Here is a 22906-nt window from a genome sequence, read left to right on the forward strand (position 1 = left end):
GTGCGCAAGCTGGTGCTGTGCGTACTGATGACAACCCTCCTCACCGGCTGCGGACAGCCTGGGGTGAGCGAGGCGGAGGAGCTGGCCCTGACCATTCGGGGCGAATACCTGGCTATGGACCGGTGCGCGGTCCAGGTATCGGTCACCGCCGACTACGGCCAGCGGGTGTACCAGTATGAGCTGGCCGCGGCGGTGAGCGGGGAGGAGACGGTACTCACCCTGTCCGCCCCCGAGACGGTGGCGGGACTCACCGCCCGGATTACCGGGGAGGACAGCCGGCTGGAGTTTGACGGCGTGTCGGTGGAGACCGGCCCCCTGGACGCCGGCGGCCTCACCCCGGTCTCCGCCCTGCCCGCCCTGCTGGAAGCGGCGAAGTCGGGCTACATCACCGCCTGCGCCCTGGAGGAGGAGGATACCCTTCTCCGGGTGGACTGCGGCGATCCGGCGGGTTCCCCCGGCTCGGGCACCGAGACGGTGCTGTGGTTCGACGCGTCCACCCACGCCCTGGTGCGGGGTGAGGTGAGTGTGGACGGCTTCCGAGTGGTTTTGTGCGAGGTGACCCAATTTACCCCGAGTTGAACGAACGAGAAAAGGAGCTGCGAAGGATGGACAAACGAGAGAGCCGCGCCTGGGTGGACATCGATCTGGACGCCCTGGCCCACAACTACCACGCCCTGCGCAACTGGGTCCGGATGAGCGAGCCCCCCGGCGAGCCGGTGAAGCTGCTGGGGATGGTGAAGGCCAACGCCTACGGCCACGGAGCCCCTGCCATCGGCAGAAAGCTCCAGGAGCTGGGGACGGAGATGCTGGCGGTGGCCTGTCTGGCCGAGGCCGTCGAGCTGCGCCAGGCGGGGGTGACCATCCCCATCCTCTGCCTGGGCCAGACCCCGGTGGAGCTGGCCGGGGAGCTGATGGAGTACGATGTCACCCAGACGGTGGGCGACCTGGAGCTGGGCCGGGCCCTGTCCGCCGCCGCCGCGGCCGCCGGGAAGGAGCTGGCCATCCACATCAAGCTGGACACCGGCATGGGCCGGCTGGGCTTTATGTGGCGGGAGGGCAGCCAGGGGGAGACGGTGGAGCAGATCCGCCAGCTGTGCGCCCTGCCCGGGCTGCGGGCGGAGGGGCTGTTTACCCATTTCGCCGCCGCCGACGAGGAGATCGACTACACCGAGCTCCAGGGCCGCCGCTTCCGGGAGGCCCGGGAGGTGCTGGAGCAGTCTGGCATTTTTCTGAAAAATTACCATTGCGCCTCCAGCGCCGCCGTGTTAAACTATCCTTGGACCCATATGAATATGGTGCGGCCCGGCATCGCCATGTACGGCCATTACCCCGACCCGGCCAGCGAGATCCGGGGCGCCCCCGATCTGCGTCCGGTGATGACCCTGAAGGCCCGGGTCACCTCGGTGCGGGCCATGCCTCTGGGGGCCAAGCTGGGCTACGGCTGTACCGCCGTGCTGGAGCGGGAATCCCGGATCGCGGTGCTGTCCATCGGCTATGCCGACGGCCTGCCCCGGTCCCTGTCCAACAAGCTGAAGGTGAAGCTCCACGGGACCCCCTGTCCCGTTCTGGGCCGCATCTGCATGGATATGTGCATGGCCGACGTCACCGCCCTGCCCCAGGTGCGGGTGGGGGACGCGGCGGTGATCTACGACAAGGACCTGAACCGCATTTCCGAGCTGGCCGGCACCATCACCGATGAGATGGTGTGCCGGATCTCCCCCCGGGTGCCCCGGGTGTACTGGGAGAACGGCGTCCGCCTGCCCTGAAGGCTCCCGCTGCCGTGACCGGCCGGCCTGTCCCCGCATAAGATGGGATGGAGCGCGGAGGAGGTGCTGTTCCTCCTCCAGGGTGGAAGGCGCGGCGGGCAGCTGGAGTGGGCCGGGACCGGGCGCGGTCATATGACGGCTCAGATGCTCTTCCCCAGTGAGGCTGATCTCAAATTTATACCAGAAAAACTTGCGTTTTTCTGGTATAATGCCCGCCGCCCCGTGGGAGAATCATAGTACAGCGTTACATACGGCTGTTTTGGCTGTAACGCGGTGCTATCTTCCAGCGGAGTGTGAGTGTACTTGGATAACAGCGTAAAACGAGGCGACATCTTCTACGCCGATTTAAGCCCCGTGGTGGGCAGCGAGCAGGGCGGCGTGCGCCCAGTGCTCATCGTGCAGAACGACACCGGCAACCGGCACAGCCCCACGGTCATCGCCGCGGCCATCACGTCTCAGACGGGGAAGGCCCGGCTGCCCACCCATATCTCGGTGGCGCCCCTGAGCTGCGGCCTGCCCAAGGAGTCGGTGATCCTGCTGGAGCAGGTGCGCACCCTGGATAAGCGCCGCCTGCGGGAGAAGATGGGCCGTCTGGACGACGGCGTGATGCGCCAGGTGGACAACGCCATCGCCGTGAGCTTTGGACTCCACCCGGAGACGATGGTGTAACGGCAGGTCCCGCCCCCGGCGGGACCTACATATCAAGAAGGAGCGTACCTATGAGAAGATTGGACAAGCGTTGGACCATCCGTCTGGGGGCGCTGGCCCTGTCGGCGGCCCTGCTGGGGACGGCTGCGGCCCTGGCCGCGGGAGGTCAGACCGATCCCCTTGTCACCCTGAGCTATTTGAACGAGACCGCCCTCCCCCAGATCGTCAAGCAGGCGGAGGAGAAGACCGCCGCTAAGCAGAAGGAGCTGGAGCAGGCCCTGGCCTTTCAGATCAGCCAGTACCTGGCCCAGGCGGGCCAGGGGACGGGGACCGGTCCGGCCAGCTCGGGTTCCTACACGCTGGTGTCCATGAGCAGCGGACAGGTGATGTCGCTGGGGGTGGGCTGCGAGCTGCTGCCCCGCATCGGCGCCGTGACCGTAAAGGCCAACACCGCCCCGGCGCTCATCGATCTGTCCACCGGCGGGACGGTGAACTCGGGCACGGCCCTCACCGCCAACCACCTGTACATGGCCACCATCGCGGATCGCACCCTCACCGCCTCGGGCGACGTGAAGCTGCTGGTTCGGGGAAGCTATTCCATTGCATGATTTGTACAAAACCGCCCGCTGAATTCAGCGGGCGGTTTTGTTTGCAATTCAGCGCGTTAGCGAGTATAATGAGACAATCCAAGGATAGAAGGAGTTTTTTGCCATGAAAGATCTGCGACTGCCCCAGGGGTACAAGCCCCTGCTGTCCATCTATGAGACCCAGCGGGCCATCGACCTGGGCAACCGGCTCTTTGCCGACAAGCTGGCGGGAGCCCTGCGGCTGCACCGGGTGTCCGCCCCCCTGTTCGTCCCGGTGTCCTCCGGCCTGAACGACGACCTGAACGGTGTGGAGCGGGCGGTGACCTTTGACGTCAACGGCGTGGAGGGGGACGCCGCCGTGGTCCACTCCCTGGCCAAGTGGAAGCGGTACGCCCTGAAGCGGTATCAGTTCCACCCCGGCGAGGGGCTGTACACCAACATGAACGCCATCCGCCGGGACGAGGAGCTGGACTCCCTCCACTCCGCCTACGTGGACCAGTGGGACTGGGAAAAGATTATCACCCGGGAGGAGCGGAATGTCGAGTATCTGAAGCAGACGGTGTGCGCCATCGTCAGCGCCCTGTTTGAGACCCAGTCCTTTCTGCGCACCGTCTTCCCCCAGCTGAACGTGCTGCCCCAGGTGTCTACCGACATCGCTTTTGTCACCGCCCAGGAGCTGGAGGACCTGTTCCCCGAAAAGGCCCCCAAGGAGCGGGAGGACGCCTTTGTGAAGGACCACCCCACCACCTTCCTCATGGGCATCGGCGGAACGCTGAAGTCGGGCAGGCCCCACGACGGCCGTGCCCCCGACTACGACGACTGGGACCTGAACGGCGACCTGCTGGTGTGGGACAGCGTGGGCCAGCGGTCCTTTGAGGTGTCCTCCATGGGCATCCGGGTGGATGAGGAGAGCCTGGCCCGCCAGCTGAAGCTGGCCGGCTGCGAGGACCGCCGGGAGCTGCCCTTCCACAACATGCTGCTGAAGGGGGAGCTGCCCCTGACCATGGGCGGCGGCATTGGCCAGAGCCGGGTGTCCATGCTGCTGCTGGGCAAGGCCCACATCGGCGAGGTCCAGTCCTCCCTGTGGGACGAGGCCAACCTCCAGGCCGCCAGGGCGGCGGGAATCACGCTGCTGTAATGGCCATCACCGTAACCCGGCTGAATCCCGATGAGGTTCTGCGCTACATGGGCTGTCCGCCGGAGAAGGCGGACGGCCTCCTGCGGGGGCAGGTGGAGCGGTGCGCCCAGGAGCTGCTGGAGGTCATCCGCCCCCGGTGGAGCTGGCGGGCGGCGGACCTTGCCTTGGAGGAGGCTGGCGTCCGCCTGGAGGGCGGTCTGCTCCTGCCGGGGCGGGACCTGAAGGCCCACCTGTCCGGCTGCAGCCGGGGGGCGGTCTTCTGCGCCACCCTGGGGGCAGAGGCGGACGCTCTTATCCGCCGGACGGAGCGGCTGGACATGGCCAAGGCCCTCACCCTGGACTGCTGCGCCTCCGCCGCCGTGGAGGAGGTCTGCGACCAGATCGAGCGGGAGCTCCAGGGACACTTCCCCGGCTGCTCCTTCCCCTTCCGGTACAGCCCCGGCTACGGGGACCTGCCCCTGGAGGTCCAGGGGCCGCTGCTGGACCTGCTGGACGCCCCCCGCCGGGTGGGGCTGTGCGCCACGGACAGCCACCTGCTTACCCCCCGGAAGTCGGTCACCGCCATCCTGGGGATCGCAGACGGACCAATCGAACAAACGAAGCGCAGCTGTCTGGGCTGTCCGGCTCAGAGCGGCTGTCAATACCGAAAGGCGGGCGGACACTGTGGAATTTCGTGAACTGTTAAACACCCCCGGCCCCATCCTTCTGGACGGCGGCATGGGCACCATGCTCCAGGCCAGGGGCCTCAAGCTGGGGGAACACCCCGAGCTGGCCGCCCTGGAGCACTCCGGCTGGCTGCTGGACATCCACCGGGCCTACGTGGACGCCGGGACGCAGATCCTCTGTGCCAACACCTTCGGGGCCAACCGGGAGAAGCTGCTCCGCACGGGGAGGACGGTGGAGGAGGTGATCCCGGCCTCCATCGCCATCGCCAGGGAGGCGGCGCAGGGAAAGGCCCTGGTGGCCCTGGACCTGGGTCCCATCGGCCAGCTGCTGGAACCCACCGGAACCCTGGAGTTTGAGACGGCGGTGGACATCTTCGCCCAGCAGGTACGGGCGGCGGTATCCGCCGGGGCGGACCTGGTGATGATCGAGACCATGACCGACCTTCAGGAGTGCCGGGCCGCCCTGCTGGCGGTGAAGGAGAACAGCAGCCTGCCGGTGATCGTCTCCCTCACCTACGAGGAGCGGGGACGGACCTTCCTGGGCCACGCCCCCGCCTGCGCCGCCCTCACCCTGGAGGGGATGGGAGCGGACGCCATCGGCATCAACTGCTCCCTGGGTCCCCGGGAGATGCCCGCCCTGGTGGAGGAGCTGACCCGGTGGACCACCCTGCCCATTTCGATCAAGCCCAACGCCGGCCTGCCCGATCCCGGCGGGGCGGGCTACGACATCACGGCGGACCAGTTTGCCGCCGCCATGGCCGGCCTGACGGAGCTGGGCGTCAAATTCTACGGCGGCTGCTGCGGCACCACCCCGGAGTACATCGCCAAGCTGAAGGCGGCCCTGGCCGGGCGGACCATCCGGGACATTCCCAGAAACATTCCCGCCGCCGTGTGCAGTCCGGTGCAGGCGGTGGTCATCGACCGGGTGCGGGTCATTGGCGAGCGCATCAATCCCACCGGCAAAAAGCGGATGAAGGAGGCCCTCCTCCGGGAGGACATCGATTACATGCTGGGCCAGGCCCTGGAGCAGACCCAGGCCGGGGCGGATATTCTGGATGTGAACGTGGGCCTGCCCGAGATCGACGAGGCGGCCATGATGGTGAAGGTGGTCAAGGCTCTCCAGGGGGTGACCGACGCCCCCCTCCAGCTGGATTCCACCCGTCCCGAGGTGCTGGAGAGGGCCCTGCGGGTGTACTGCGGGAAAGCCATCATCAACTCGGTGAACGGGGACGAGGAGGTGCTGGAGGCCATCCTCCCCCTGGCGAAGAAGTACGGCGCGGCGGTGGTGGGGCTGACCCTGGACAAGAAGGGTATCCCCAAAACCGCCCTGGACCGGCTGGACATCGCCCGGAAGATCATGAACCGGGCCATGAACTACGGCATCCGGAAGGAGGATGTCTACATCGACTGCCTCACCCTCACCGTGTCGGCGGAGCAGGCGGCGGCCTCCCAGACCCTGGAGGCCCTGAGCCGGGTGAAGAAGGAGCTGGGGCTGAAGACGGTGCTGGGGGTGTCCAACATCTCCTTCGGCCTGCCCGCCCGGCCCCTGGTGAACCAGAATTTCCTCATGATGGCCATGACCCGCGGGTTGGACCTGCCCATCCTCAACCCCAATCTGGCGGCCATGATGGCGGCCGTCCGGTGCTACCACCTGCTGATGAACATCGACACCGACGCCCGGGACTACATCGCCGCCTACGGCAGCGCCACCGTGTCCACCACCGTCACCGCCGGGGCGGCCCAGGCCGCCGCCCCGTCCGGCGGGGAGCGGACGCTGGAGCAGATCGTGCTCGCCGGGCTGAAGGGGGAGGCGGGTCCCGCCGCCCGGAAGCTGCTGGAGACCGCCGCGCCCATGGAGGTGGTGGATGGCGTGCTCATCCCCGCCCTGGACCAGGTGGGGGCGGACTTTGAGGCGGGGAAGGTCTTCCTGCCCCAGCTGATCCAGGCGGCGGGGGCGGCCCAGGCCGCCTTCGAGGTCATCCGGGAGCACCTGTCCGCCCGGCCCGGCCGGGAGGAGGAGCCCAAGGGGACCATCGTCCTGGCCACCGTCAAGGGGGACATTCACGATATCGGAAAGAACATCGTCAAGGTGCTGCTGGAGAACTACGGCTACCCCGTGGTGGACCTGGGCCGGGATGTGGAGCCCTCCGCCGTGGTGGAGGCCGCAAAGAAGCACAGCGCCCCTCTGGTGGGCCTGTCCGCCCTGATGACCACCACCCTGGGCAGTATGGAGGAGACCATCCGCCTCCTCCGGGCGGAGGGGACGCCCTGCAAGGTGGTGGTGGGGGGCGCGGTGCTCACCCCGGACTACGCCAAACGGATCGGAGCTGACTTCTACGCCAAGGACGCCAAGGAGAGCGTGGACGTGGCCCGTCAGGTCATCGGATAAAGGAATATGGAAGGGGGCGGCCTCAGCCGCCCCCTTAATTCTTGCGCTTTTTCTGCCGATATGGTACAATGAGGAAAATCGTCGAAGCGAGGGAGGAGAAGTGCCGTGAACTCATATCCGCCTGATCTGCTGCCGGAGCAGGACCAAGAGACTGAACCGCTTCCCGCAGCCGTACCGCCCAGACACCGGAGCCAGCAGACGCCGCCGTCCCGGAGGTCCTCCTCCGGCGGAGGGGGCTGGATGGGCAAGCTGACCCTGGTGGTGGCTCTGCTGGCCCTGCTGGTGTCCTGCGTGACCCTGTTTTTGATCCTGCGCCCAGAGAAGCAGGAGGAGGAGCCGCCCCCCGACATCTCGGAGGAGGAGCCGGTCACCTTCCGGTTTGGGGACCGACAGCTGACCCCTCTGGAGGGCATGCCCCTGAACCCCTATGACCGGGAGGGATTCACCGTGGACAGCCGGGGCCGGGTGTCCTATGAGCGGGACGGAAAAGCGGCCAAAACCGGCGTGGATGTGTCCACCTATCAGAATGAGATCGACTGGCCCGCCGTTGCGGCGGACGGCATCGACTTTGCCATCCTCCGCCTGGGCTACCGGGGGTATACTGAGGGCGGGCTGTTTATGGACCAGACCTTCCAGGCCAACCTGGACGGCGCGCTGGACGCCGGGCTGGAGGTGGGCGTCTACTTCTTCTCCCAGGCCATCACCCCCGAGGAGGCGGAGGCGGAGGCCGCCTACGTCCTCAACGCGGTGGAGGGGTATGAGATCGCCTACCCCATCGCCTTCGACTGGGAGCCCATCACCTCGGGCAGCGGGGCCCGTACCGAGAGCCTGGACAACCGCACCCTCACCCAGTGTGCGGCGGCCTTCTGCGCCAAGGTCCGGGAGGCGGGCTATACGCCGGCAGTCTATTTCAACCAGAGTCTGGGCTATCTGCGCTACGACCTGCGGGAGCTGACCGGGTATACCCTGTGGCTGGCGGAGTACGACACCAAACCGGATTTCTACTACCACTTTGACCTGTGGCAGTACACCCACACCGGTCAGGTGGCCGGCATCCAGGGGGACGTGGACCTGGACCTGGATCTGCGCTGAATACAGCGGGCCCCCCAACAGGGCGGGTCCGCTTTTTTGGAAAGAAGGCGGGGACCATGGAGAATCTGTCCCAGCGGGATTTTACCAGGACCGCCATTGCCATGGTCCCGGCGGTCAGAAGGTGAGGATCTCCTCCCAGATGTCCTGGGCGGTCTTATCCACCAGCTCGAAGTCCACATGGGGGTTGTAGACAGCCTCCAGGTCGTCGTGCATGGCCTTGGCCAGCGCCAGGGAGGAGACCGCCTCCTCCACAAGGGCGGCGGACACCTTTTTGGCGAAACGCAGCCGGGGCCGGTTGTGCCGCAGGACCTCGCTGTCTGCGGCGGCGTCCAGGCGGATGCGGCGGTAGGGAGCGCCGGGGAAGGGCAGCGAGGAGGGAGTGGTGAGAAAGGCCAGTCCCAGCTGGGGCGCCAGAAGGTGGGCCAGCCGGTCGGGAGCCATGGGGTCCGGACAGGCCACCGCGTCATAGCCGTTGGAGGTCATCCCGGCCAGCAGATGGATGAGCAGCTCGTGAGCCAGGCCGCAGGTGTCGGTCAGAGCATAGATCCGTTGGCACTGGGCCAGGGCGGTGTCATACAGGCACACCGGTCCCTGGTGGGTGACCGCCCCTAGGAAGCGCAGGGTGACCCGGCCGGGCCGCTCCGCCTTCCGGCGGGGGACCTCCCGGATCAGGATGCCGTGGGCCCGCTTGGCCAGCTTCTGGGCCAGAGGCTCGGTGAGCAGGGCGGAACGCTGATCCTCCATGATCTCTGCCGCCGCCCCCAAGCAGCGGTAGGCCCGCTGGTAGCAGCCCTTGTAGCCAGACATGCAGTCCATGATCTCCTGCCGCAGGGACCACAGGGCTTCCTTGTCGTAGCAGTCCCCCATGTTTACGTAGCGTTCCACCACGCCGGGGTATTTGGGCTCCACCACATGGGGCGTTGTGCCATAAGGACACTGGACAAGCTATTATAATAAGGCGTAACTGCTCAGTTTTTACAACCAAATATGGAAAGCAGGGCTTTGGTACAGACTGGCTTTTGACCTAATGATGACATTTACTTTGACGAAGACTTTAGCGGCACGGCCATCATTTTTCTTTTGATTTTCCTTTATATTCCATTTAAAATATGTCACTTATCTCCAAGAAGAGATAGGTGACATGTTTCTATAAAAAGCACAAAATAAATAGAAAGCAGGCGATCTATTATGAAAGTGAGCATTTTAGAATTAGGCTTAAAAGCGCTGCTGGAAGAACGACGTGAGGATTTGTTGGATTCCCTACTTGCTGCCGGTATTGATGTCGAAAAAGGAACATGGGATCATGCGAAGGTAGTCCGTAATGCAAAACGGAGCATGGATCTCCTTTTAGACCAGGCTGAGCAGGAAAGCGGTCCATATTTACATGTCATTTTTGATGGATTTAAAAAGGGCGACTATCTTTCCACAATGGCTTACATCTACATTGTGTCTGAATGCAATTATCATTTTCCACCCTACGGTATCATCCAACATGCAATTGATGACAGACTTCTGGAGGAGTACTGCCTTGCCCTGCAAGAAGAACTGTTTGCCATAATAGAGTCAGATGCTGGATAGAATTGATTTGGTAAGAGTGTCCTGGAATTGTTGTGGTGAAAGTACAATTCTGCTATAATAATATGAAACAGGCAACAATGTGTGTCTGTGGAAACGTTGAGGTAAGAGGGTGCGCCGGTAAGCATTGTCTTACTGAGTTTTCAGGAGGGGTTGTGCAGCGAAACCTCAAACCAGCTAGGCTGAAAAGTTGAAAGAAAATGCTCTAAAAGGCTCCGCCACAGGCGGGGCCTTTTAAATCGCACACAATGTATAAAGAATAAAAAATAAGTCTAAAACAACTATGACGAAAGCATGTTTTTGCTGCTTTCGTCATAGTTATTTTTATAAGCTTTGCGAGGAGGTATCCCTATGCGAATATGGGTTTATGGGGACAGTCCAGAGCGGATTCGAGAAATGATAGAGGAAAATATCAGCTTCGATGATACTGTGACAGGCACCTCGGTTTGTGCGGAAATTGGTTCCGTATTTCCTCAGAGCGGTTTAATTCCGGCCATATCGGCCGCGATTCGAAACGATATTGATCTGCTGCTCGTCCCCACATTTGAGCTGTTGGGGAACACAGCCAAAGCGAAACAAACAATAGAGCTGTTCCGAAGCTACCATGTCTCGGTCAGATCTGTTTCCAGTAATGGAATCAACAGCTCCTGATATCCGGCGCGGTCACATTGCTTGACGGCCTCTGCAGAGGCTTCCAGGGCCGTTCCGGCGCAGCCCTGCAACAATGAGCGGCTGGACTCGCTCAGCGGTTTATCGGAGCAACACAGCTCATAGTCATCGGGCGCCATATGCCACGGACTGAGCAGCTCTGGATATCGGCCACACAGCTGCGCCGCGATGGACAAGCCTTTGCCATCGAAATCCCCGGAATAGAATAATTCTGCTCCTTCCGCCGCCAGCAGATCCAGCAGCCGCAGCGCAGCCACAGAGGGCTGGCCGGAGGTACAGATCAGCGGGGAATGAAATTGAGCGGAGTGGTCGCAGAGCTGGGTGAACACCATCTCATTTTCCACGATGTAGGCCCGTCCTGAAGAACTGTATGCGCCGGTCAGTCCGGACAGATTGGCGAGGGACAAGGTACATATCTCGTGACTTTGCCTGAGCAGTCGGTAAGCGGGGTGTTCCTCTTTTCCTGTGTAAAGGACAAGCCCCACCTGAGAGACAAGGCTGGAAATGCTGTCGCACAAGATACCGTTTTCATAGTACAGGATATCTCGTTGCTCCGCGCTTTCCGGAACCTCCAAGCCGGAACGAAAGGACAGAAGGTATAAAAACAGCTTTCCGACCAACGTTCCGCTGTCCAGGGCGTGGGGATCAGAGGTGGCCTGGGCGCTGAGGACGGCCAGACGAACCGTTCTCTGTGTGTGCCGCTCCAGCCAGTCCAGGCTTCGGCAGGCTTGCAGCAGACCGCGTCCTGTCCCCTCCGGATCCTTGGCGGCCTCCCGGCGAAGCAGCTGATATCCGCCGCTCTGGGGATCGGACAGCGTTTGGAGCCACCGGATGCAGGAGCTGTTGACCGTCTGCTCCAGCACCTGGGTCAGCATGGCGGAAAAACGGCTGTTTTCCACCTCACGCAGCTCATTTTTTGTTCTGATCTCCGTGTCAAAGTAAGCCTCCAGGACTTCCTTTAGAGAGACTTTCCCAAAACGGAGTTCCTGCAGCGCCGCCTCAAACTGTGCCGTCTGAAATCGCAGCGGCGGAGAGAAGGGACGGCCGAAGACGCCTCGAGCGGCGGCGCACTCCTCCTGGGTAGCGTCGTCCAAACGGACGGTTCCCGCCGGCCGGCCGTAGCTGCGGTATTTTTTCAGCAATTCCTGCATGATGCGCCGGTACCCGGGGTGATCCTTCAAATAGGCCGCGCAGGCCCTGGCCTGTTCGCTCATAGGCTGTCCTCCAGTGTCCGCTGTGTCCCGTTCCAGTGGTAGCGCAGGATGGTCACCACCGGGGCATTGGGCGGGTGGTGCATCTCGGCGATGTCCAGGTCCGGCACGCAGGCGTAACAGCCCCACAGGGCCTGGGAGTTGATGATGTAGTCAAAATCCAGAGTTCTCATCAGTTCAAACATGGCGCTGATATTCTGGTCGTCCACACCGGCAAAGGCCTCGTCCAGGGCCAGCAGCTGGGGGCAGGCCTCCCCGCCCTTGTGATACTGGGCGGAGACGGCGGCAAACAGGGGCACATACATAGCCATCGCCTTTTCGCCTCCGCTGAACTTGTTGAAGGCCCGGTCAGACAGCTCCTTTTTCCCGTCTTCTCCCCGCTGATAGAACAGGTGAAACTCGTACCAGCCCCGGTAGTCCAGCACTGAGCGGATCAGATCAGCGTAATTGACTGACATTCCTTGGGTATGTGCCTCCTCCCGGGCCCGTTTGACCTTGTTCCGGAAATGGGAGGAGACTTTCTGGCTGTCCTCCGGCGTGAGCAGGGCCCGGTCCTTGTTCAGCAAAGTGACCAGGTGGGCGGTATCCAACTCCCCCTCCCCCTCCGACTTTTTCTCCTTCCAGTCCAGGCTGAAGGTCAGCCCCATAGAGGTGGTCAGTCCCGCCATCAGGATAGTCATATCCTGGACCCACCGGCCGCTCTCCTCAATGCGAGCGCGCAGCTTGTGGCTGATAGTCTCGGTCAGGATGTTTTCAAACAGCTCCCGATCCCGATCCTCCAGAATGCTGTCGGTGGAGTCGATGTCGGTCTGGAGGGACTGGATAAAATCATAGAGGGAGAGCTCCTTCCCGCCCTTTTTCAGCAGGATGCACAGACGCTGCCGAAGATGTGCGGGCTGGCTGGGCGCGTCAAAGACTAATCTGATTTCCGGGTGATAGCTTAACAGGCTGTTGTTTGACCTCTGATAGTTGCTCCGCAGAGCGTCCGCCATATGCTCCGGCGTATAGTTCCGGTCGGCGGGCGGGATTTTACTCACCGCCTGCCGGGCGCGCTCCTCCAAATCCAGGCCCTCGTCCAGCCCGGAGAATCCCAGCTTCAGGTCCTCCAGGAAGTAGCGCTCCGTGTCCTGCTCGTCGATCGTCGCGTTCAAGAGGTTTTCTTTTCGCCGGGCAATGACTTCATTGGAATTTTTCAGCTCTACTTCCAGAGCGGCGCACGCATTATCCGCCTTCCGGTTTTCCTGATTCTGGTGGTCGATCTCCTGATCCAGCTCCATAAGGCGGCGGGCACGGGCCTGATTTTCCGGCCGATCCAAATAGGCCTGCAGCTCCTCGGCGGAGGACCGGCTGACTTGCAGCGATCGTTGCACGGCTTCATTGTCCTTTCTCTGGTCCGCCGTCTGATCCCGCTGCTCGTCAATGGTATTCTGCTCATCCTCCGCGGCACGGACCGCATAGTCCAGCTTCTGGCGGCTGTGTTCCAGGTCGTTCAGCGTATCTTGATAGCCGGTGGCCGCCTCCTGGGCCTCCTCATAGTCCGGGACCGTCCGCTCGTAGGGCAGACCGGCACTGAGGCTGACGGTTTTTTCCTCCAGCGCGGACCAGGCTTGCTTTGCCGCCTGCTCGACGGCCTGCTTTTTCTGTTGCTCCTCCTCGGACTGACGCAGCGCCCGGCGGGCCTGATCCAACAGCGCCAGCGCCTGGTCCAGCTCTTCGGCGGACGGCATCCGGGAGCGCTCCTGCTCCAGCTGCTCCAGCCGTCCGGTCCAGTCCAAAATCTCAGTCTGTGCGGACTGCACCTTTGCAGACAACTGCTCCAACCGTTCCTCCAGCTCGAAAATCTGACGCTGCCGGTTGGCCTCCCGGGCGGCGGCGCCTACGAATCCGGCAGGGGCCTCGGCGTGGCTGCGGCCCTGGATCATGCCGCAGCGGAACCGGCCGTCGGGGAGAAGGGCTGTCTCGGCGCTGAGGTCGGTTTGGGATATCCCCCGGAGACAGGCGGCGGTTTCTTTGGGAAAGCGCCCCTTGGCATCGGGGATCAGACCCTGGACAGGCTGTTCTACAGCGGGTCCGGGGATCAGAAAACGATCCGGGTACTCCTCCAACAGTTCCCGAACGGCGGACAGGTGTTCCTCCGGCACTACCAGGGCGTCCAGCAGCCCGGTATCAGTCAGTTGGGCCTCCAGCAGGTCCCGCTCCTCCTGGGGAAGGTCAGGGGCGAAGTCCACCAGCTCATAGAGGGGGGCGCAGGGAATGCCCCGCAGCATCAGCTGGAGGCGGGCGGCCTGAATTTGCTCCCGGCGGGGCGGAATGGGGTCTGGTTGGGCTTTCAGTTGTTTTAACTCCCGCTCCCGCTCTTTTTGCTCCTCCAACAAGGTGTTCCGGAAGGTTTCCGCCTGAAGCAGCTGTGCCCGTAGATTTGACTCACGTATCCGGACGCATTCATCCACCTGATTGCGGACAGGACTCCAGTCCGCCGGAGTATGATAAGCGGCAAGGGCCCGCCGGAGGTCCAGCCAGAGGTCCTGTGTGATCTCCAGCTGGGTATTCTGATCCCGCCAGAGGGTAAAGGACTCCAGCAACCTGTCCCGCTCCTCCCGCTCCTGGGTCTGGGCGTCCCGCAGTACGATTTGGGCCTCCCTCACAAGAGTACCGGCCTGGTCTGCGGCCTGACAGGCGTTGTCGTAGATCGTTCTGGCCTCCTCCGATTTTTGCAGGGCGCGCAGAACCTCGCCGATCTGCCGGCTCCTCTGCCGGAGCGCGGCAAAAAGAGCCTGCGAATCCGTGACGAACTGTTCTGCCTTGAGGCTGTGAACATATTGATCGTGCTCCTGTCCCAGACGCAGCAGCTCGTTTTGATCGTCCAGCTCCCGCAGAAGCCGCCGAACTGCGGCGCGAGTGTCATCACACTCCCGGGTCAGCGTCCGCAGATCGACTTCCCGCCTGGATATCCCGTCCTCCAGCTTTTGGAGCCGGTTCTCTCCCTGTTCCAGCTGAACGGCCAGCCGGGTACAGTTCTCTAAAACCTGTTTCAGTTGGGCGCCCTTGGCGGACAGGTCGTCATCTCCCATAGCAGTCCGCTGGGCCCTTGCCTGCTCCAGCCGGGTCCCGGACTGACGTTTCCGCTCCGACTGCTCCTCCAGCTGCCGCTCCAGATCGCCGCGCAGGTTCTCCGCGTCCCGGAGCTGATTGCGCAGACGCTGAACGGAACTCCGGGCCTCCAGATAAGCCTGACCCTTGCGGCCCAGAATGTATTGGTTGTACCGGTTATATTCGTTCCGGATGATCCTGGCGTCCTGCATGGCTCTCTGATAGCCGTGGAGGGTGTCCTCCAGATTGTCCATTTGCTCCATGGTGCTGACCATGGCTGACAGATCGTCGTCTGTAAGCACCTGGAGGGACAGATTTAAGAGTTTTTTCACCTCGGTGGGGCGGAAATCCTTGGACAGCTTGGGCGCCCGAACCATAATCAGCAGCTGGACCAGCTGGTCGTACTGCCGGATGTCCTCAAAGCCGAAAATCTGTTTGTTGACCATCTCCTTGTAGGCTGTCTGGCTCTCAGCCCAACAGCTGGGATCTTCGATAAGCTGATGCAGTTTCCGCTTGCTGAGAGGCAGGTTTTGCCCGCCCATTTTTTCGTATAACTGAAGTCCGCCCGGCCCAATCCGCCTCCCGTCCCGGAGGCAGAAGCCCCAGAAATCAATCTCCCGCTTCCCCCGTTGGGCCCGCATTCCCACACCGATAGTCCGGTACTCCTCCGCGCCGGGCTTGCGAAATTCCAGATACAGATAGCCGGTGGACTCCTCCCGCTCGTTGTCGCCCAGCAGGTAAAACTCCATCTTGCGATCCCGGGAGCCAAAGGGGTCCAGCCGCTCCGGACGCTTATCTCCGTCCAGGATAAAGGGGACAAAGCTCTGGGTGGTGATGGATTTTCCCGCCGCATTGTTGCCCCGCAGCAGGATATGGCCGTCATGGATGGGAAATTCCTCCTGGTCGTACAGCCAGAAGTTGAGAAATCCCAGCTTATTCATCTTCCAGCGGCTCATCTTCCTCCCCCTCCCTTGACTCATTTTGATAAGCGGCGGGGTAACTCCCTACCAGTTTGCCCGCGGCCGGGTAGAGCAGTATGTCCTCCTCCAGTACCTCAAGGAGCATCCAATCGGCCATATAAGCGGTCAGCTCCTGATAGATGCGCTCCGAAGAACAGGCGCGCAGCTGGGAGCCCCAGCCGTTTCCATACCGGGCCCGGCAGCGTTCCAGCTCATAGAAAAACTCCCGGCGAGTGAGCAGCACGGTGTCGTCCGCCCGGCGGGGATAGACGCCCTGTTCGATCTGTTCTCTCAACTGAGCGCACAGCAGCAACGACACGTCGGACAGCGCCCGGGTCCCGGGGTAGAGCAGCCCGCAGCGCTCCCCCTCGGACAGGAGAAAGAACGCGCCGTTTTTGTAGAGCTGAAGCTCCCCGTTCAAAAACTGATCCAGATTTCCGCCCACTGTGCGGCGCTGATTTTTGATGTAGTCATAATCGCTCTGGGTCTGGTCGGAGCAGTAGAGTCCGGGAGCCAGCGCCAGCTGCCGGTAGACCCGCCGCCGGCGCTGTTCGGTTTCGTCGCCCTCCCAGGCGAGGGCCTCAAAATCCTCGATGGACCGGCACCCCATGATATCCCGCCCAAAATGTACCGGAAAGTGCCGGGACAGGCCGGTGTTTTCATAGAGTACTTCTTGACTTTGATCGTTGCCAAAGAGTGCGCTGTTCCCGTCGTAGACCAGCACCAGCCCCACCTCCTGGGCGTACTGGAGGACCCGGACCAGGGATTTGCGGTGGGGAAACCGGGTCCAGTCCACCGGCTGCACCTCGCTGAGAAAGGTCTCTACAGCCTGGGTCAGGGAGGAGAGCAGAAAGGGAGCGCCGTCGTCCAGATCGGCCAGATACAGCAGGACGGCGCATAACAGGCAGTAGTCCAGCGGCTCCTGAAAGGACTGTATTCCCATCCAGGGCATGGCCCTGGGCGGCACCTTCTCCAGCTTGACCACCGACTCATTGACCACCAGGTTCCAGCCCAGCAGCTCGTTGACCAGCCTGCGGTAGTCGGGCAGAGTCCGCTTCAGGTTGAAATAGAGCTCACGGTCTTCCGCCCGGGTGACCCAAAACCGGTCCAGCAGAGCGCGAAATTCATACATGGCCGGCCTCCTCAAACATCAGCACACAGTTTGGCATAGTCAGTATCCCATCGGTACATCTGAGCTGGCAGGTCTGATTTCCCCGCCTTTTCAGCGTGTAGGACTGCCCGTACTGGGTCTGGCCCCGCTTGTCCGGACTGAGGTTGGCCAGCGCCACCCAGGACAGGAAAACTGTGCGCACGGCGGGAGAGACGGGGGTATCCAACGCGGCCAGGTCCAGCTTCCCGTCCCGGATGTACCCCATAACCTCCTGCCGGAGGGCCCGTTCCTCCTCCAGGATCTTCTGGCGCTGGGCCGCCTTTTCGGCGCTCTTGTCCGCAAACCCGGAGCGATCCATTCGGGGCTTGTAGGTCCGTGTCCGGGGCACAAGGGAATACTCCATGGGAGGTTCGTCGTAGGGGCTGAGGTCGATTCGCTCCGATTCCCGGATGTGGTCAAAGGTAAAGTGCCGGGCCTGCTGGGCGCCGAATACCAGGGCGGAGAGGCGATGGCTCTCCTCCACCGTCTTGAAGCCGGCAAACAGGGTGAGCAGGTGCCTCAGCTCCGCCTTGTTGCTCACCCCCATATTCTCCATCTGTACCAGCAGTGCCGCGTTCTGCACCGCCCTGCGGATGACCTCGTTGGTCACGTTCAGCACCTGCCGGGCGGCGGGGTCGCTGCCGGTGAACCAGTCAGTCAGGGATTGCCAGACCCCTTGGCACCGGGTCTGCAGCTCCGCTTCCCAGTTGGGGGACTGTTCAGACTGAGGGCGGGGGATCTCCAGTTCACTGCGCCGGACCAGGTCTAAAATATGGGTGACCTGTTCCGGAGCGAACCTTTCCAGCTGCGCGCCGATCTGGGCGGCACTGTGCTGGAGGTCCTGAATAAAATCCTCCAGATATCGCACTAAATTCTGCTTATAAACAATAAAATCCACTGATTTCATCTGCATTTCCATTCCGGGGCCGTAGAACTCCCGGAGAAAATCCTGATGATTCTGGCTCAGCCGCTGGAAGTCCTCCTGCAGGTCCTGCCACCAGGCGTTGGCCTCTCGGAGGGGCAGAGTGTCCAGCTGTTCCGCTTTATACAGGTCCTCCCGGATGCGGCGGAAGGGGCTGACAGAGAGCCCGGCAGTCCGGGTGGACAGATTTTCCAGCGTGATGGTCAGCCGTTCGATTTCGATGGCCGTCTGGGACATCATATATTGATACTGCTTGTTTTTGAACTCGGCGATGGTGCGGGGCTTGCGCGGGTCCTGGATGGGCGTGAGGTTCTTCCACTTGACCAGCTGCTGGAGGTCAAGCGTCAGCTGCTCCGGGGTATAGTCCGCAAAGACGTCCTGTCCCCGAAGCAGGAGCAGTACAGCGTCCCGATCCATCTGGTAGTGCATCTTTTGGTGTTCCAGGTAGAAGATGCGCATAATTGTTCGATAGGCCCTGTAGTTATCTGCTGAGAGATATCTGGTTTCGGAAATATTTTCCAATAAATCAGCTTGCAGCATGATATACCTGCCTTTCACACTCAATTCCTTTTATCGACTTAATCATACTATATCCGTCCCGACATTACAATCATATATCGCAGTTTTTGCTTCATACAGTTTACTGGAGGCGATTTTCATGAAAGATTCTGCTTTGATTTTAAACGAATCTCACATACCATCGTTCAAAGCTGACAACGAAATGATTTATCAGACCGTCAGCGCCTGGCTTACAAAGGAACTCCAAAAGCGTGGAAAATGAATGGAAAAGGGACAACGCTGATTGTGTTGTCCCCTCCAATTATAAATTGTAATCTTGAATCCTTTTATGAGCAATATGGTAAACCTCATCGTCCTCGCGTGCCCCGATTACAATCAAGACCATACGATCCTTTTCGCGAACAAGCTGATAGACAATGCGCAATCCGGCCCCACGCAGCTTGACCTTCAAAAATCCGGCCAGTTGCGTATTGTCTTTATTCCCCAGCCGTTTGCCGTAACCGCCTTCTGTATCTGGCAGAGAGTTTGTTCGTACCTTCGCAATGGCTTTTTTAACCAAAACCCGTTGGCTTCCATCCAGAGCTCGAAAATCATCCAAAACTTCGGGCAAATATCTGATCTCCCAGCTCATTCAAACTCCACCTCAGATGTGTCAGCATAGTCCTCGGGAGAAAGCCCCAGTGCCTCGTCAATTTGATGGTCGGAGAGCAGCTTGGCGGGATCGAAATGAGTCATACGCGCAGATGCCTCCGCCAGCAGACGGGCGTCGTTTACCTCATCCATCAGGCGCACATATTCCTCCGGAGACATGAGAACGCACTCGGCGCTGTTGTTTTTCATGACGACCTTGGCACCATAACGCTTGACATCTTCGAAAATTCTGCCAGCGAGACCTTTGTTGAACAGGGAAATCGAAACAGTGTTTTCGATTGCTCCACGAATTGCATCCATCTTGCTCACGCTCCTTTGTATCATCATTATATGCTCTAGCAGTAAATATGTCAACAAATTTACCAATTTATTTGCTGCTTCATGTGATTTAAATGCCTTTGCCATTTTATTGGCAAAGGCATGCAATTAATAATAGGTTTCTTGAAGAATTTTGTGTTGCCTTACTGAAAGAACTGCGTACTTTGGCAGTAGAGGGGGGGAACATTGGGACTGGTTTGATAAAACGGTTTCTCTACCGGTTGGATATTATTTAAAATAAGGGAATGTGCTAAATAGTATTGTAGGCGAAATGTGATTTTGCTATAATTGTCTCATCTTTATTAAATCATGGAGGAAAATATATTGAATCTACTTGAACGGCCAGAGTACAATTTTTTAAAGACTGACCCACATCTTGGCAAACACATTATTTTCCTCACCTATGGGGGCAGCTATGCCTATGGAACCAATGCGGAGGGCTCCGACATTGACATCCGGGGCTGTGCGCTGAACAGCAAGGACGACCTGCTGGGTATGGGTGGCTTTGAACAGGTGACGGACGCGGAGACGGACACCACGGTGTACGCCTTCAACAAGCTGCTGACTCTGCTCATCAGCTGCAACCCCAACACCATCGAGCTGCTGGGCTGCAGGCCGGAGCACTACCTGTTGCTGACTTCCATCGGGAAACAGCTTATCGACCAGCGCAAAATGTTTCTCTCCCGCCGGGCGGCCATCTCCTTCGGCGGTTACGCCAACCAGCAGCTCCGCCGGCTGGAGAACGCCCTGGCCCACGACGCCTACCCCGCCGAGGCCAAGGAGCGGCACATCATGGGCTCCTGTGAGAACACCATATTCACCTTCCCGGAGCGGTACCGCAGCTTCTCTCCGGAGCAGATCAAGCTGTCCGTCGCCCAGGTGGACGGCGGGCCCCAGGTGGTGGCGGATATCCGCATGGAACAGGTCCCCCTGCGCACCCTCACCGGCATGGTCAGCGAGCTGGTGGAGATCGCCCGGAACTACGACAAGATCCACCACCGGAACAAAAAGAAGGACGACGCCCACCTGAACAAGCACGCCATGCACCTGGTGCGGCTCTATTTGATGTGCCTGGATATCCTGGAGAAGGAGGAGATCGTCACGTTCCGGGCGGCGGATCACGCTCTGCTGATGGACATCCGGAACGGGCGCTATCAGAGGGAGGATCACACCTTTAACTCCGCCTTTTACGACCTGCTGAACGACCTGGAAAAGCGGCTGGACTACGCCAGAGAACATACATCCCTCCCGGAGACGCCCGACCTGGCCCGGATCGAGGCGTTCCAGATGGAGATCAACGAGAGGGTGGTGCGGGATGAAATTTGAAATTCCTGCTGGAGCACAGAAAATCCTCCGAACGCTCGCCGACGCCGGCTATGAGGCATACCTGGTGGGCGGCTGTGTGCGGGACTTGCTCCGAGGCGTTGCCCCCCATGACTGGGACATCTGCACCTCCGCCCGCCCGGAGGAGACGGAGGCCTGCTTCGCCGGGCAGCGGATCATCGAGACCGGGCTGAAGCGTGGCACCGTCACGGTGCTGGTGGAGGGCGAGCCCTACGAGATCACCACCTACCGCACCGAGGGCCCCTATTCCGACAGCCGCCGCCCGGACTATGTGGAGTTTGTTTCCAGCCTGGAGGCCGACCTGGCCCGCCGGGATTTTACCATGAACGCCATCGCCATGGACCTGGAAGGAAACCTGCGGGACCCATTCGGCGGAGCGGCTGACATTCAGGCCGGCCTGATCCGCTGTGTGGGGGAGCCCGCCCAACGTTTCCAGGAGGACGGCCTGCGGGTGATGCGGGCTCTGCGGTTCGCCTCTGTGCTCGACTATAAAATCGAGCATGGTACTGCCGGGGCCATCCATGAAAACCGCCGCATACTGGAGCATGTGGCGGCGGAGCGGATCAATGTGGAATTGTCCAAGCTGCTTGTGGGAGAACAAGCGGGAGATATTCTGCGGCAGTACCCTGATGTGCTGTGTGAATTCTGGCCGGAGCTGGGGCCGCTGGTCACCCTGGAGCAGAACAACCCCTGGCACTGCTGGGGCGGCTGGGAGCACACCATCCATGCGGTGGAGGCGGCCCCGCCTGACCTGGTTTTGCGGCTGACCATGCTCCTCCACGACATCGGCAAGCCTGCCTGCAAATCCACCGACGAGAAGAGCATCGACCACTTCTACGGTCACCCCGCTGTCAGCGCCAAGCTGGCCGACCGGATGCTCCGGGAACTAAAGTTTGACAACAGGACCCGGGAACGGGTGGTCACCCTAGTGGAGTACCACGACGTCCAGATTCCCAACCGGGACCGCTCCATCCGCAAATGGCTGGGCCGCCTGGGGCCGGAGACCTTTTTCCAGCTGCTGGAGGTCAAGCGGGCGGACGGCATGGGACAGAGTTATGAGCTGGTCAAGGACCGTTTGACTCAACTGGAGGAGATGAGGACGAAGGCGGCGGAGATCGTCGTCCAGGGGCAGTGCTTTTCCCTGAAGAATCTGGCTATCAATGGCCGGGACGTGATCGCCGCCGGTGTTGCTCCGGGACCGGAGGTGGGTCGGGTGCTGGAGCGGCTGCTGGAGCGGGTGACCGGCGGGGAGATTCCCAATGAGCGGGAGCGGCTGCTGGGGCTGCTACGACCCGACGATAGTTCCTCCGTTGGGGTGTAGCACCTGCCCGGTCATATAGCTGGCGTCGTCGGAGGCCAGGAACACATAGCAGGGCGCCACCTCACAGGGCTGTCCCGCCCGGAGCATAGGCACCTTGGAGGTCCCGGAGCCGAAGGTCCGCACCTCCTCGGCGGAGTAGGATGCGGGGATCAGAGGGGTCCAGATGGGTCCCGGCGCCACCGCATTGACCCGGATGCCCTGCTCGGCCAGGGACAGGGAGAGGGACCGGGTCAGGGCCACGATGGCCCCTTTCGTGGCGCTGTAGTCGATCAGGTCCTTGTTCCCCTCGTAGGCCGTGACTGAGGTGGTGTTGATGATGCTCCCGCCCCGTCCCATGTGGGGGAGGGCGGCCTGGATCAGGTAGAAATAGGAAAACACATTGGTCTGAAACACGCAGGAGAGCTGGCCCGGCGTAATGTCGAGAATGCTCCGCTTGATGTACTGCACGGCGTGGTTGTTGACCAGGATGTCCAGCCCGCCGAACCGCTGGACGGTCTGGGCCACGCAGCGTTTTGCCGTGCCTGGGTCCTTCAGGTCCCCGCGGAGCGGCAGGCATTGGGCGCCCAGCTCCCTGACCCGCGCCTCCGTCTCCGCCGCGTCGGTCTCCTCGTCGTAGTAGGCGATGGCCACGTTCGCCCCCTCCTTGGCAAAGGCGTAGGCCACCGCCCGGCCGATGCCGCTATCCCCGCCGGTGATCAGCGCGGTGCGGCCCTCCAGCTTCCGGCAGACGGGGGCGCACTCCGACACCGGCCTGGGCTCCATCACATACTCCAGCCCCGGCTGACGGGTTTGGTGCTGGGGCGGAAAGCAGGAGGGCGGCGTTTTGAAGTCGGCTATGTTATATGTGCACTTTTTGCATTCCATAGACAAATACCTCCTTTGCCCATTCTAT

Annotated in this window: 20 protein-coding genes; 12 read left to right on the forward strand and 8 right to left on the reverse strand. The window is 61.3% G+C overall.

Translation table 11 applies throughout. The annotated features are described in order from the left end of the window. The 8 genes from VV088_RS21095 (at position 1) to VV088_RS21130 (ending at position 8285) form a co-directional block, all read left to right on the forward strand. Positions 1-579 carry a hypothetical protein gene (locus VV088_RS21095; protein ID WP_334602622.1) on the forward strand — a complete coding sequence of 193 codons (579 nt, stop codon included), beginning with the start codon at positions 1-3 and terminating at the stop codon, positions 577-579. Between the two features lie 26 nt (positions 580-605). After that, the gene (gene alr, locus VV088_RS21100) at positions 606-1766 is read left to right on the forward strand and encodes an alanine racemase (RefSeq protein ID WP_334602623.1); all 1161 of its coding nucleotides are present in this window, start codon (positions 606-608) and stop codon (positions 1764-1766) included. Between the two features lie 303 nt (positions 1767-2069). After that, complete coding sequence (locus tag VV088_RS21105) at positions 2070-2435, forward strand: type II toxin-antitoxin system PemK/MazF family toxin (protein WP_334602624.1); 366 nt, start codon at positions 2070-2072, stop codon at positions 2433-2435. 50 nt (positions 2436-2485) lie between these two features. Further along, positions 2486-3022 carry a hypothetical protein gene (locus VV088_RS21110; protein WP_334602625.1) on the forward strand — a complete coding sequence of 179 codons (537 nt, stop codon included), beginning with the start codon at positions 2486-2488 and terminating at the stop codon, positions 3020-3022. Between the two features lie 103 nt (positions 3023-3125). Beyond that, on the forward strand, positions 3126-4139 hold the full coding sequence (gene asnA / locus VV088_RS21115) for an aspartate--ammonia ligase (protein ID WP_334602626.1): 1014 nt from the start codon (positions 3126-3128) through the stop codon (positions 4137-4139). Beyond that, positions 4139-4816 (forward strand): methionine synthase, encoded by a 678-nt coding sequence (locus VV088_RS21120; RefSeq protein WP_334602627.1) that lies wholly within the window; start codon positions 4139-4141, stop codon positions 4814-4816. The genes asnA and VV088_RS21120 overlap by 1 nt, the downstream gene beginning before the upstream one ends. Continuing rightward, positions 4803-7193 carry a homocysteine S-methyltransferase family protein gene (locus VV088_RS21125; RefSeq protein ID WP_334602628.1) on the forward strand — a complete coding sequence of 797 codons (2391 nt, stop codon included), beginning with the start codon at positions 4803-4805 and terminating at the stop codon, positions 7191-7193. Before VV088_RS21120 ends, VV088_RS21125 begins: the two co-directional genes overlap by 14 nt. A gap of 240 nt (positions 7194-7433) precedes the next feature. Next, entirely contained in the window at positions 7434-8285 is an 852-nt protein-coding gene (locus tag VV088_RS21130; RefSeq protein ID WP_334602629.1) for a glycoside hydrolase family 25 protein, read from the forward strand. Between the two features lie 114 nt (positions 8286-8399). Here the strand turns inward: VV088_RS21130 and VV088_RS21135 are convergent, their stop codons facing one another. Continuing rightward, positions 8400-9197: a hypothetical protein gene (locus VV088_RS21135; RefSeq protein WP_334602630.1), complete on the reverse strand. Its 798-nt coding sequence runs from the start codon at positions 9195-9197 to the stop codon at positions 8400-8402. A gap of 276 nt (positions 9198-9473) precedes the next feature. Between VV088_RS21135 and VV088_RS21140 the strand changes: the two genes are divergently transcribed. Continuing rightward, positions 9474-9863 carry a hypothetical protein gene (locus tag VV088_RS21140; protein WP_334602631.1) on the forward strand — a complete coding sequence of 130 codons (390 nt, stop codon included), beginning with the start codon at positions 9474-9476 and terminating at the stop codon, positions 9861-9863. Between the two features lie 596 nt (positions 9864-10459). Here the strand turns inward: VV088_RS21140 and VV088_RS21145 are convergent. The 4 genes from VV088_RS21145 to VV088_RS21160 are packed head-to-tail and all read right to left on the reverse strand — an operon-like array spanning position 10460 to position 18401. After that, positions 10460-11743 carry a TIGR02679 family protein gene (locus tag VV088_RS21145; RefSeq protein ID WP_334602632.1) on the reverse strand — a complete coding sequence of 428 codons (1284 nt, stop codon included), beginning with the start codon at positions 11741-11743 and terminating at the stop codon, positions 10460-10462. Then, positions 11740-15786 carry a TIGR02680 family protein gene (locus VV088_RS21150; RefSeq protein WP_334602633.1) on the reverse strand — a complete coding sequence of 1349 codons (4047 nt, stop codon included), beginning with the start codon at positions 15784-15786 and terminating at the stop codon, positions 11740-11742. Before VV088_RS21150 ends, VV088_RS21145 begins: the two co-directional genes overlap by 4 nt. After that, positions 15764-16921 carry a TIGR02678 family protein gene (locus tag VV088_RS21155; RefSeq protein WP_334602634.1) on the reverse strand — a complete coding sequence of 386 codons (1158 nt, stop codon included), beginning with the start codon at positions 16919-16921 and terminating at the stop codon, positions 15764-15766. Before VV088_RS21155 ends, VV088_RS21150 begins: the two co-directional genes overlap by 23 nt. After that, on the reverse strand, positions 16914-18401 hold the full coding sequence (locus VV088_RS21160; RefSeq protein ID WP_334602635.1) for a TIGR02677 family protein: 1488 nt from the start codon (positions 18399-18401) through the stop codon (positions 16914-16916). Before VV088_RS21160 ends, VV088_RS21155 begins: the two co-directional genes overlap by 8 nt. Positions 18402-18519: 118 nt before the next feature. On the opposite strand from VV088_RS21160, the gene VV088_RS21165 reads away from it, so the two are divergent. Continuing rightward, positions 18520-18642 carry a hypothetical protein gene (locus tag VV088_RS21165; RefSeq protein ID WP_334602636.1) on the forward strand — a complete coding sequence of 41 codons (123 nt, stop codon included), beginning with the start codon at positions 18520-18522 and terminating at the stop codon, positions 18640-18642. A 39-nt stretch (positions 18643-18681) separates the two neighbouring features. Here VV088_RS21165 and VV088_RS21170 read toward each other — a convergent pair whose 3' ends face one another. Together VV088_RS21170 and VV088_RS21175 are read right to left on the reverse strand one after the other, a co-directional pair. Next, positions 18682-19011: a type II toxin-antitoxin system RelE family toxin gene (locus tag VV088_RS21170; RefSeq protein ID WP_334602637.1), complete on the reverse strand. Its 330-nt coding sequence runs from the start codon at positions 19009-19011 to the stop codon at positions 18682-18684. Further along, positions 19008-19331, reverse strand: a complete 324-nt coding sequence (locus VV088_RS21175) for a type II toxin-antitoxin system Phd/YefM family antitoxin (RefSeq protein WP_334602638.1) — start codon at positions 19329-19331, stop codon at positions 19008-19010. The genes VV088_RS21170 and VV088_RS21175 overlap by 4 nt, the downstream gene beginning before the upstream one ends. A 342-nt stretch (positions 19332-19673) precedes the next feature. Here VV088_RS21175 and VV088_RS21180 point away from each other — a divergent pair, with 342 nt between their 5' ends. Beyond that, positions 19674-20675 (forward strand): DNA polymerase beta superfamily protein, encoded by a 1002-nt coding sequence (locus VV088_RS21180; RefSeq protein ID WP_334602639.1) that lies wholly within the window; start codon positions 19674-19676, stop codon positions 20673-20675. Beyond that, complete coding sequence (locus VV088_RS21185; protein WP_334602640.1) at positions 20665-22014, forward strand: CCA tRNA nucleotidyltransferase; 1350 nt, start codon at positions 20665-20667, stop codon at positions 22012-22014. The genes VV088_RS21180 and VV088_RS21185 overlap by 11 nt, the downstream gene beginning before the upstream one ends. Here VV088_RS21185 and VV088_RS21190 read toward each other — a convergent pair. After that, positions 21979-22878, reverse strand: coding sequence for an SDR family oxidoreductase (locus VV088_RS21190; RefSeq protein ID WP_334602641.1), 900 nt, complete (start codon positions 22876-22878; stop codon positions 21979-21981). The genes VV088_RS21185 and VV088_RS21190 overlap by 36 nt on opposite strands. Positions 22879-22906: the final 28 nt, after the last annotated feature.

Origin of the sequence: Lawsonibacter sp. JLR.KK007 (assembly GCF_036941135.1) — a bacterium.
GTDB lineage: Bacteria > Bacillota > Clostridia > Oscillospirales > Oscillospiraceae > Lawsonibacter.